We start from the raw sequence: 11,794 nt of genomic DNA, 5'->3' as shown, positions 1-11,794 counted from the left end.
TATATATATATATATATATGAACTCTTTTTCTACACTAATCGCAATAAAAATTAGACATAGTAAAAATTTAGCTTTGTTAGTTTTCAAAAATAAATTATCACCCCTTTTCTAATTGATTTACCTTTTAAAAACCTCTTTATTTCATATGAAACCATTTTTTTGGTTTGTAAACAAAAAAAGCACTTACCAACTTTTGATAAGTGCTTTTGAATTTTAAATAAAAGAAATTAAACCAAAAGTAAAATAGTTACGGTAGTACCTTTATTTTCGCTAAAATCAATTTTGATAGAGTCATTTTTTAGGTCTTGCAATAATGAAAGACGCTCTTTGGTAAGCTGAATTCCTTTTGATTGATGGAGTTTGCTTTTTTTAGCTGCATTTAAACTCATTCCGTTGTCTATAATTTTACATTCTAAAAGAGTGTTTGAAATCATTTCAAACGAAATTATTAACTTCGGAGAAATACTCGATTCGTTGAAAGCATGGACAAAAACATTCTCTACAAAAGGCTGTAAAAGCATTGTTGGAATTTTGGTAAAACAAGTATCTACTTCAGGCGAAATTTGAATTTCAAAATCGATTCTATTGTCAAAACGCATATTTTCGATCGTGATATAGGCTTCAAGATATTCTATTTCTTCCTCTATGGTAATGGTTTGTTTAGAAGAGTTTTCGAGTGTTTTACGAATTAATTTCGAAAACTCACTAATGTAGAGCAGCGAGTTTTCGATGTCGTTACTTATTATGAAATCCTGAATGGCATTCATCGCATTAAAAGTAAAATGCGGATTCATCTGACTCAATAAAGCTTCGAGTTTGGTCTCAGCAATACGACGCTGAATGATTGTTTTTTCGTTCGATTTTCTTTTTATTCTAAGAAAAACAAATGCAATTATTCCGGAAAAAACGGTAATGATTAGAATAATGAACCACCAATTTAACCAAAACGGCGGCTGAATATATAGCTGTAAAATCGTAAATACTTTTGATTTTCCTGCATTCATATCAAAAACTTCAATCTCTACATTGTAGTTTCCATAAGGCAAATAGGGCAGGAATACATTGGTTTTTTCGGTATACGGACTCCAACGATTGTTATTATTTAGGCGATATCTAAATTTTAGTTTGTTAGGGAAAGGATGTCCTTTTGGAACAAAATCAATCGAAAATGAATTATGCTTATAGTCTGAAACAAGTTGCTTTGAGTTGTATCTGAACCATTTATAAGACGAAGGTTTTAAAGGAATATTGTTTATGGCAATTTTACTGATTCCGATTTCAGAAACTGTCAACTGATTGGCAATTAAACGGTTGAGATCTATGGTATAAAATCCTTTTTGAGTACCCAGCCATAATGTGTTGTCAAAAATTTGAGAAGTGGTTATTCTGCAATCTTTTAAACCTTGTTCTTTGTCAATAAGTCTTACAATGCCATCTTTATAAATATTGATACCTTTTTCTGTACCTATCAAAACATAGTCTTTGTAGGATTCAAGGAATAAAATTGTATTACCAATAATTTGTTTTTTTGAAATCGTTTTAAGGATTTTGAAAGATTTTGAATCATCAACTATAAAAACATCGCCGAATTCAGCGGCCAGAATAAGTTGTCCTTTGTTGTTTTTTGTAATGTGTTTGAATTTTTTTTCTTTCCAGATTCCATCGGCTAAATACGATCGAAACTGACCATTTTCGTAAACATAAATTCCATTAAAAACAGATAGAAGATAGGTTTTGTTATTGTTGGTTAAAATTTTTACGATGTATTGTGGCGTGTTTTTATTGAATTTGGAATAATGTGTATTTTCTAAAGTTTTTAAATTTTCGTACACGCGAACTCCTGCATACGTAATGGTTTCTATTAATTTATTATCATAACCAAAACCAATTTTCAAACTGTGTTTGGGCAAGTAATGGACTATTTTATAGTTTTTATCAATTTCAAAAATTCCTATGTTGCTATTTATCCATAACGAATTTTGATTTTTTACAATTTCGTAAAACTCAATTTCATTTGTTGGAATATTAAAATTCAATTCAAAATCTCTTGATTCTGCCGATTGTTTCTTTAAGATGTTTTGTCCTTTTTTGTAAAAAAACATTTCACTTTTCTTAAAATCTTCCAGAGAAATCGAATTTGTAATTTCTTGTTTTGCATTTAGAACTTTTAATCCTTTGGTATCTAAAATCAATTTATCATGATTGAAATTTTCAAAATCGATAATTGATGTTAATATGAATGGATTATAATTAATAATCTGATCTAATCTTACCTGATAAATTCCATTGTCGTTCGAACCAACATAAAGAATGTCATTAAATTTATCGTATACCACATTCAACAGAACTTTAGAGTCAATTCCGTAGATGTTAGAAACATCCGTCATCTTATCATCTGCAATCGTATAAAGTCCTCCGTCTGGAGTATAAACGCCCCAGGCAGCGGCAAAAATGGTGTTTCTGTTGTCTTTTGCAAATTGCCATACAAATGATTTTCCAAAATTTACAGATAATTTGTTCCCGTTTAAAATTTCATCAAAATCATATTTATTAATATATGTTTCGTTTCCGCTGTAAAGTGTCGAGCCAAAAAGTCCTAATGAATATGAATTTTTATGCAAGACAACCGGAACAATACGCGGAGTTGGAGAAGATTCGTCAATTTTAAATAAACCTTCAAAAGTAGAAGTAAAATAGACAACGTCTCGATAGGTAACAAAAGCTAAGGAAATAAAATCCTCTTTATGCTCAGGAACTTTAGGGGTAATTAGCTTGTTTGTTTTTATGTCAATGATAGAAACACCTTGTTCTGTACCGACATAAATTTTGTTTTTGAACGGAAAAACTTTTCTTGTTTTATTGGCTAAAAGCCCATCTTTCATTCTGAAAACGGTAAATTTTTTACCATCAAATTTACTAACGCCACCGCCATAACTGGCAAACCACATATTTCCATCGGTATCTTCTGTGATATCCCAACAACTGTTATGGCCTAATCCGTTGCTTTCATCAATAGTGGTAAAAGTTCCGTTTTCCATTCTTGAAACTCCATTTTCAGTTCCAATCCATAAAATGTTTTTAGAATCTAAAAATAACGCACGAACGGCATTATTGGGCAAACCATCTGATGTGGTAAAGTTTCTGGATGGAAAATTTTGACCAATTGTAATAATTGGAAGCATAAAGAGATATACACAAAAAAGAAATTTATTTTGTGATAGCATCAATAAGGTTGTTTTTTCTAAATTTTTGATCTGAAACCGGAATTTCATCACCTGAAGTCATTTCTAAGACAAAATCTTCAGATTTAAAATTTTTAACATAATCAGCATTCACTAAATAACTTCGATGAACTTTTAGAAATTGTTTTTCAAATTCTAATAATTCGCAAATTTCTTTAAAGGATTTTGAGGTATAATGTTGCTGTTCTGTGGTTTGAATGAAAGTGTAGGAACCATCAGATTTACAAAAAATAATTTTATTGATTTGAACCACATCAAAACCAACTTTCGTAGGAAATGCAACTCTTTGTTTTCCTGAGTTTGAGTGGTTTAAATTTTCAGTTAGAAGTTCATATTTATTGATGCTTTGTTTTTTTTCTAAAACAGCATCCAATCGGCTAATTGCGGCTTTAAAATCTTGTACATCAATTGGTTTTAACAAATAGTCTAAAGCGCTTTTACGAATAGCTTCGATCGCATATTCTTTGTGGGCTGTTGTAAAAATAATTTCAAATGATAAACTTTCAAAATGAGAAAGCAATTCAAAACCATTTTCATCCGGCATCTGAATATCCAGAAAAACAAGATTGGGTGCGTGTTTTTTTATTGAAATTAAAGCAGATGAAACAGAATTGCATTGATCAACTATTTCAATTTTATCTTCATAATAGAAATTACATAGTTTTTTTAAGAAACTGCGGGCATGCGATTCGTCATCAACAATAATTGCTTTAATTTTCATAACAGACTTTAGTGGTATTTGGTTGGTTGTTTTTGGAAAGAAAATAGACAGGTGCTATTTTTTTAAATTGGTTTTATTCAATCGTCATAGAGCGCAATTTAGTTCGGTAAGCTTCGAGTGCAATAGATTTAGAAATGAATCCGAAATATTTACCGTTTCGTAAAACCGGAAGAAAAGCTGATTTTGATTTTTCGAATTTACTCATGACAATTTCCATGCTGTCATCAGAAGAAATGGTAGCAACCGGAGTTTTCATAACATCTTTTATCAATGTATATTTTACACGATAATTGTTGAAGATAATTTCCCGAATATCATTAAAATGAACCACTCCAACAAGATCTTTTTCGTTATCGACAACGGCAAAAACAACCTGGTTTGAATGCGAGATAAGATCAACCAATTTGCTTAAATTCTCATCAGGGTGAACCGTTAAATAATCGCATTGAATGATCGTATCAATATCCAGAGTAGAAAGAATATTAGAATCTTTATTGCTGGTAAAAGCGTGACCTTTTTTGGCAAGACCTTTTACATCAAGAGAATATTTTTCGAAACGTTTAGAAATAGCAAAACTTATTGACGAAACAATCATAAGCGGAATCATAAGGCTATAACCGCCTGTAATCTCGGCGATTAAGAAAATTGCAGTAAGTGGTGCGTGAAATAATCCGCTCAAAATACCGGCCATTCCCACCATAGTAAAGTTGCTAATTGGCAATTTTGATAAACCAATCAAGCTGATGAATTTAGAGAAAAAGTATCCCAAATAAGATCCTAAAAATAGCGAAGGAGCAAAATTACCTCCATTTCCACCACTTCCAAGAGTTAATCCTGAAGCGAATACTTTTACCATCATCGTGCATCCCACAAAGAGAAGCAACACCCATTGATTGTTTCTAAAATCGGCAAATAAGGTATTGTCTAATAATTTTCCCGGATCAGTTTCAGATAAGGTTTTAATACTTTCGTAACCCTCTCCAAAAAGAGTTGGAAATATAAAAATAAGTAATGCCAATAACGAAGAACCAATTAAGGCTTTTTTATAAGGTCCTACTTTTAAATTAGAAAAATAATGTTCGACTCTTTGAAAGTTTCTGGCGTAATAAACCGCAATAAAACCAGTCAAGATTCCTAACATCACATAAAAAGGAATATTATGATAGTTGAAAGCTTCTTGTTTTTTGAACGACAATAAAATAGTTTCGTCTAAAACAATAGCAGAAACCAAAGCACCGGTAGCGGCAGAAATCATAATAGGTGTAAAGGCCGAAATACTGACATCAACCAATAAAACTTCTATGGCAAAAAGAACTCCGGCAATTGGGGCATTAAAAGCAGCCGAAATTCCGGCAGCAACTCCGCAGCCAATAAGTAATGTTCTGTCTTTATAAGGTAATTTATAATTTTGGGCAAAATTAGATCCAAATGCGGCACCTGTAATAACAATTGGGCTTTCTAAACCTGCAGAACCTCCTAAACCAACAGTAAGCGAAGAGGTAACAATCTGAGCATACATTTGTTTCTTTGGGATAATACTGGCCTTTTTAGCAACGGCATATAAAATCTGAGAAGTCCCTTTTTCGATGCTTCCGTTAAGCACTCTTTTTACCACAAAAACCGTCAGTACAATACCAACAATTGGCAGGATACTATTAATGAAGCTCAGTTTTAAAATCCCATTAATATAAGTCGCAAAAGAGAAAACGCTATGGGCAAAAGTTTTTAAAACAATTACAGCCAACGAACATGAAATACCAATTAAAACACTTGATAAAAAAATAAACTGCTTTGGAGTCATTAATGATTGTGCCAAAGCGATGATGCTTTCTAGTCTTCTAAAATATTTTTTTAGCATTCTGTTTGTAAAAAGTTAGGGAAACTACAAATTTAGCTCATAATGTTTGAATATAAATGATAATTCTCAATAAAATTAAAATCCTACGGCAGCATCGTCTCCACGAAAATCTGCGCCGCCTTCGAGAGTGTTGTCCGGCAGAACCAATATACAATCTAATTTACCAATTACAGGTGTATTTTTTTCATTGATTAAATACCCTTTTGCTTTTAGATTATTCATCGTATTGGCATCAAAAGCATTAGGTTCGAAGGTAATTAAATCCGGTAACCATTGATGATGAAAACGTGGTGCATTTACAGCTTCCTGCATGCTTAAGTTGTATTCGTAAACATTTAAAATCGCCTGTAAAACACTTGTAATAATAGTAGAACCTCCCGGAGAACCTACGACCATAAATAATTTGCCGTTTTTCTCTACAATTGTAGGCGTCATAGAACTTAACATTCTTTTTTGTGGCGCAATGCTATTGGCTTCATTTCCTACTAAACCAAACATATTTGGAGATCCCGGTTTGGCGCTAAAATCGTCCATTTCGTTATTCAAAAAGAAACCTAATTCATCACAATAATATTTTGATCCGTAACCGTCGTTAAGGGTTGTGGTTGCTGCAACGGCATTTCCTTGTGCATCTACAATAGAATAATGTGTGGTTTCTGTACTTTCGTTAAAGTTTACTTTTCCTTCTCTGATTTCTGATGATAAACTGGCTTTGTTGACATCAAAAGTTGACATTCTTTCTTTTAAATACGAATCAGCCATTAACCCATTAATTGGAATTTTAACAAAATCCGGATCTCCTAAAAACTGACTTCTATCGGCGTAAGCGCGTCTTTCAGCTTCGACAATTACCTGAATAGATTCGGCTGTGTTGTGTCCCATTTTGGCTAAATCATAAGGAGCAATCATTTTCATGATTTGAGCCAGACAGATTCCTCCACTACTTGGAGGTGCCATCGAAGTTACTTTTAAATCTTTATACTTAAATTGTAATGGCTTTCTCCATTTGGCCTCGTATTTTGCCAAATCCTGAAGGGTTATAATTCCGCCTTTCTTCTGAAGGTAATTCACTAAAATTTTAGCCGTTTCGCCTTTATAAAATTCGTTTCTTCCGTTTTTTGCAATCCGTTTTAAGGTGTTGGCAAGAGCCGGATATTTAATGGTATCATTTTCTTTAAAGTTACCAGCCAAAAGCGTATTTGGGCCATTTACTTTTACAATCGCGTCATGATAATCCTGAAGTCTTTTTTCTTGTTTTTTGGTAACGACAACACCTCTTTCTGCAAGGGCAATAACAGGTTTTAGAATTTCTGCCATTGGCAAAGAACCTAGTTTTTTATGCACAGCAAAAACACCGGCAATCGTTCCGGGAACTCCAATTGCCAAAGGCGTTTCGGTACTTTTACCTTTTATAACATTTCCGTCTTTATCCAGAAACATATCTTTTGATGCGGCTAACGGTGCTTTTTCACGATAATCCAGAGATCCAACTTCGCCATTCGCTTTCCTGTATACCATAAATCCTCCGCCGCCCAGATTTCCTGCGTACGGATAGGCTACTGCAAGAGCCAATTCGGTGGCTACCATAGCGTCAAAAGCATTTCCGCCTTTTTGTATGATTTCGGCACCTACTTTAGAAGCTTCCTGGCGTGCCGAAACTACCATTGCTTTTGTTGCTACTAATCCGGTTGGTTTTACAGTTTGTGCGAAACTATATATAGAGATAAAGCCAAATAAGAATGCTATTTTTTTCATAAAGAAGAAAGGTATGTTGTGAATCGTCATCGATTTATAAAGAAAGTAATTTATGTTTTGAATGTTCTTTGATATCTTCAAAGAAGAGGGTGAATTCCTGTTCGAATTCCGGGTAAAATTCTACTAATTCATTGGCGGCATATTGCATTTTTGATAAGTTTTTAGACCTTCGGTCCATTTGCGTCAGAATATAGCGAATTCCTTCAACGGTTTGATAACTCGAAAGCCAGTTTTCCTGAATCATGGTAGGCATTATGCGTTGTGTTTTTTCGGTTAAAACAGGATAATTTTCATGTAATGACGTATAAAATCGATTAATGAAATCGTCTAGTTTTTCATCGGAATATTTTGTCCAGTTTTTCGCCAGAAAATGATCGTAAACAATATCTACAATGACGCCGGCATAATGATGGTATTTTTCGTGTAAACGTTTGGTGCTTTGTCTGAAAACATCATGAGAGTCGGTATAAGTATCAATTGATCGATGCAAAATAATGCCTTTTTGAACTTCTTCAGGAAAATGTTCAAATTGTTTTCCGCGAATTCCGTCGGCCATAAAATTGCCAATTTTGATTAAATCATTATCTCCGGACAAATAGATGTGGGCTAGGAAATTCATTTTTGTTTAGGTACTAAGGTTCTAAGTTGCTAAGGCACTAAGTTTTTGTGTTAACTAAGATAGCTGCTAAGAACTAATGTTATTTTAGTAAAAGTATGAAAACTTTTTCACATCATTTTGTTATATTATTTCGGTTTCTGCTTATCATAATTAACAATTATTTTAAATTCCTGGAACCTAAGCAACTTAGCTTCTCAATAACTTTTTGCAAAATCTTAGGAACTTAGAAGCTTAGAACCTTAGTAACTTTTCTATATTTGTAACTGGTAACCATAACTCATAAAAATGACTTTAATAAAATCGATATCAGGAATACGAGGAACAATTGGTGGAAAAGTAGGAGATAACCTGACTCCTGTTGATGCTGTAAAATTTGCATCGGCTTACGGTACTTTTCTTAAAAACAATACTTCAAAAGAAAAATTAACGGTTGTAATTGGTCGCGACGCCAGAATTTCTGGTCCGATGATTCATAATCTTGTTGTAAATACTTTAGTAGGTTTAGGAATTAATGTAATTGATCTTGGACTTTCGACAACGCCAACTGTAGAAGTGGCTGTTCCTTTAGAAAAAGCAGACGGTGGAATTATTTTAACAGCATCTCATAATCCAAAACAATGGAATGCTTTAAAATTATTAAACGAAAAAGGAGAATTTTTAAGTGGAGATGAAGGAGCAAAAATTCTTGAAATTGCTGAGGCTGAGGCTTTCGATTTCTCGGATGTTGATAATTTAGGCGAAATCACGGTAAACGATGCTTATATGGATATTCATATCGACGAGGTTTTGAATTTACCTTTAGTTGATGTTGAAGCGGTAAAAGCAGCAAAATTTAAAGTAGTTGTTGATGGTGTAAACTCTTCAGGAGGTATCATTATCCCGAAATTATTAGAATTAATGGGCGTTGAAGTGGTAAAATTATACTGCGAACCAAACGGACATTTTCCTCACAATCCGGAACCTTTAAAAGAGCATCTAACAGATATTTCTGAATTGGTAGTAAAAGAAAAAGCAGATCTTGGAGTAGTGGTAGATCCGGATGTAGATCGTTTGGCTTTTATTAGCGAAGACGGAGAAATGTTTGGAGAAGAATATACTTTAGTGGCTTGCGCCGATTATGTTTTGAGTAAAACTCCTGGAAATACAGTTTCGAATATGTCATCGTCTCGTGCTTTGCGTGATGTAACTATCGCTCATGGCGGAAAATACGAAGCAAGTGCTGTTGGTGAAGTGAATGTAGTAGCATTAATGAAAAAAAACAATGCTATTATTGGTGGTGAAGGTAACGGTGGAATCATTTATCCGGAATCTCATTACGGAAGAGATAGTTTAGTAGGAGTGGCTTTGTTCCTTACTCATTTGGCCAACAAAAAAATATCAGTTTCAGCCTTGAGAGCTTCTTATCCTGAATATTATATGAGTAAAAATAAAATCGAATTAACACCACAAATTGATGTTGATGCGATTTTGGTTGCGATGACAGAAAAATATAAAAACGAAGATATTACTACGATTGACGGTGTAAAAATTGATTTTGCTACAGAATGGGTACATTTAAGAAAATCAAATACAGAACCAATTATCAGAATTTATACAGAAGCTCCTTCTCAGGAAAAAGCTGATGTTTTGGCTCTTCGAATTATAGATGAAATAAAAGCAATTGCTGGGATTTAATTTTAGCAATTCTTTAAAATAAAAAACCTCTTTCATTAATTTGAAAGAGGTTTTTTATTGATCAGCAATTTGTACCGTTAGGTACTAAATATTGGTAGAAAATATGAATTAGAATACCTATAGCGTGCGTAGGTACGCAATAGCTATCGTTTTGTTGCGTACCTACGGCACGCCAACGAATTTCGAAATTATATTGAACTACCAATATTTAGTGCCTAGTGGCACATTTCAAATCATAATTCATATGAAAAGCTAGTTTTTGATAATCTTCAATGTTTTGGTTACTGAGCCATATGTAGCGGTTACAATATAAACTCCGTTTGCTAATAATTTGTCACCAATTTTAATATCTTCATTTGTGAAATTGGCATCCGACGCGTAACAAATTTGTCCTCTCATATCTACAATTTTTAAAGTCAAAGGTTCTGTATTTGCAGATTTTATATGCAATACAGATTGACTTTTAACAGGGTTTGGATGAACCGTGAAAAAATCCTGTTCCAGTACAGGATCATTTACACCCAAACTTCCCGTAACAACATCAATATAATTAAAACTCATGTCGTTTGATTTGAATTTGATTTTCAGGTAAACTTCGCCTTTTGGTAATGTAATTCCGTTGACAACTTTGTTGGTATAAGATTGAAATCCTCCGGTTGCCGGGAAAGTTTCGTCTGCTTTTACAATAATATCATTTACGAGAATATCAAATTTACCCTGAGTCGTTGACGCTACTCTAAAAGTAAAATTATATGTTCCGGCATTGTCATTATTCAATATAAACTCATTCCAGTCTCCTTGATCTATAGCGCTTACATTTTGTCCCGTTCCGGAATCTGAAGTATTTTGCAAGTTGGTACCTTTTCTTCGGTAATGTTTGTTGGCAACTATTCTGCCGGGAACATTCATTTTTTTGGTGGTGTAACTTGTATTGATGTATTCAGTTCCGATAGGTTTTAAAACACCGCTTTGAGGAGCTAATAATTGTCCTTCGAGCATGTCCGTCCATGTAGGATCGACCCTTCCTGTAAACCATGAATAACGATAAATGTCCGGATCATTTTCAAAATTAGTGATTACCTCTTTCATAAAAGTCGTTTTCTGTGCTGCAGTCTGAATTACTCTGTTCGCAAATTCGGTTACCCAAATAGGACGGTTGTATTTTTTGAGAAGACTTGTAACACCAATAACAGACCCTGAAGAACTATCATAAGTATGAAAAGCAATATAATCTACTTTGCAGGTGGGGCATAAAAGAAAAAACTGGTCATGCCAGGCAGTTGGACTACTAATATTACCATAACTATTATTCGGATCGTTAAAAGCAGGAGAGGCACTTACTATTTCAAGATTTTTGGCAGCAGCTATTTTTTCGATATTCTTCCACGCGTTTACAGCATCTTGTGGCGTCATGCGCGCGCCATCATTAAAATTAGGTTCATTAAAAGCGAGTAAATATTTGGCGCCGGGTTTTATGCGGTTTATAAAAGCCTGAACATCGTTGTCGCCAACCTGATTCCAGGCCATAGGAACGTATTCTACGCCAATAGATTCATAATTGGCATTAGTATCATTTTCGGGTTGAGAACCCCAATTGTACCACCAGGAAATCCCTGGTTTAAGCGCCAGTAGGTCGGCGGTTGAGTTTTTCCCGTAAGCTATTCCGCGCTTTGGGCTTTGAGCGAAAATAGCCGTTGAAAAACTCAGTAAAAATAAAATAGATAATTTTTTTGTCATAGTAGATAATTTGGATTTGGGAAAACTTTTATCAATATCAAATATATGTCGTTTATCTAATTTATCATTTTAGAGATTCGATAAAAAAATATTACAAAAACCCATCAAATTAATTCTTAGTTTACAGAATTAGAGTCTTTTCATTTTTTAGAACTTTATAAAATGAAAAAATCAAAAAAAGAAATAA

7 protein-coding genes are annotated in these 11,794 nt (G+C 33.6%); 1 reads left to right on the top strand and 6 read right to left on the bottom strand.

Features of this window, described 5'->3' with window-relative positions:
• Window positions 1-228 precede the first annotated feature (228 nt).
• The 5 genes from FLACOL7796_RS20035 to FLACOL7796_RS20015 all read right to left on the bottom strand — a co-directional run bounded on the left by FLACOL7796_RS20035 (window position 229) and on the right by FLACOL7796_RS20015 (window position 8,196).
• A complete protein-coding gene (locus FLACOL7796_RS20035) occupies window positions 229-3,183 on the bottom strand; it encodes a sensor histidine kinase (RefSeq protein WP_173972572.1) in 2,955 nt (984 codons plus the stop codon).
• Window positions 3,184-3,208: 25 nt separating this feature from the next.
• A complete protein-coding gene (locus FLACOL7796_RS20030; RefSeq protein WP_173972571.1) occupies window positions 3,209-3,964 on the bottom strand; it encodes a LytR/AlgR family response regulator transcription factor in 756 nt (251 codons plus the stop codon).
• Window positions 3,965-4,037: 73 nt separating this feature from the next.
• The gene (locus FLACOL7796_RS20025) at window positions 4,038-5,822 is read right to left on the bottom strand and encodes a chloride channel protein (protein ID WP_173972570.1); all 1,785 of its coding nucleotides are present in this window, start codon (window positions 5,820-5,822) and stop codon (window positions 4,038-4,040) included.
• A gap of 75 nt (window positions 5,823-5,897) precedes the next feature.
• Window positions 5,898-7,577, bottom strand: coding sequence for a gamma-glutamyltransferase (ggt, locus tag FLACOL7796_RS20020; RefSeq protein WP_173972569.1), 1,680 nt, complete (start codon window positions 7,575-7,577; stop codon window positions 5,898-5,900).
• A 34-nt stretch (window positions 7,578-7,611) separates the two neighbouring features.
• On the bottom strand, window positions 7,612-8,196 hold the full coding sequence (locus FLACOL7796_RS20015; RefSeq protein ID WP_173972568.1) for an acyl carrier protein phosphodiesterase: 585 nt from the start codon (window positions 8,194-8,196) through the stop codon (window positions 7,612-7,614).
• Between the two features lie 285 nt (window positions 8,197-8,481).
• Here FLACOL7796_RS20015 and glmM point away from each other — a divergent pair, with 285 nt between their 5' ends.
• Complete coding sequence (glmM, locus tag FLACOL7796_RS20010; RefSeq protein WP_173972567.1) at window positions 8,482-9,870, top strand: phosphoglucosamine mutase; 1,389 nt, start codon at window positions 8,482-8,484, stop codon at window positions 9,868-9,870.
• Between the two features lie 252 nt (window positions 9,871-10,122).
• Here the strand turns inward: glmM and FLACOL7796_RS20005 are convergent, their stop codons facing one another.
• Entirely contained in the window at window positions 10,123-11,607 is a 1,485-nt protein-coding gene (locus FLACOL7796_RS20005) for a glycosyl hydrolase (protein WP_173972566.1), read from the bottom strand.
• Window positions 11,608-11,794: the final 187 nt, after the last annotated feature.

This window comes from Flavobacterium bizetiae, assembly GCF_902804475.1.
In the GTDB taxonomy this organism is placed as follows: Bacteria; Bacteroidota; Bacteroidia; order Flavobacteriales; family Flavobacteriaceae; genus Flavobacterium; species Flavobacterium bizetiae.
This window is presented reverse-complemented; position numbering and strand designations above follow the sequence as displayed.

Excerpts from the sequence above, each read along its gene's own strand:
- FLACOL7796_RS20035 (WP_173972572.1), bottom strand. The coding sequence starts at position 3,183 with ATGCTTCCAATTATTACAATTGGTCAAAATTTTCCATCCAGAAACTTT.
- FLACOL7796_RS20030 (WP_173972571.1), bottom strand. The coding sequence starts at position 3,964 with ATGAAAATTAAAGCAATTATTGTTGATGACGAATCGCATGCCCGCAGT.
- FLACOL7796_RS20025 (WP_173972570.1), bottom strand. The coding sequence starts at position 5,822 with ATGCTAAAAAAATATTTTAGAAGACTAGAAAGCATCATCGCTTTGGCA.
- ggt (WP_173972569.1), bottom strand. The coding sequence starts at position 7,577 with ATGAAAAAAATAGCATTCTTATTTGGCTTTATCTCTATATATAGTTTC.
- FLACOL7796_RS20015 (WP_173972568.1), bottom strand. The coding sequence starts at position 8,196 with ATGAATTTCCTAGCCCACATCTATTTGTCCGGAGATAATGATTTAATC.
- glmM (WP_173972567.1), top strand. The coding sequence starts at position 8,482 with ATGACTTTAATAAAATCGATATCAGGAATACGAGGAACAATTGGTGGA.
- FLACOL7796_RS20005 (WP_173972566.1), bottom strand. The coding sequence starts at position 11,607 with ATGACAAAAAAATTATCTATTTTATTTTTACTGAGTTTTTCAACGGCT.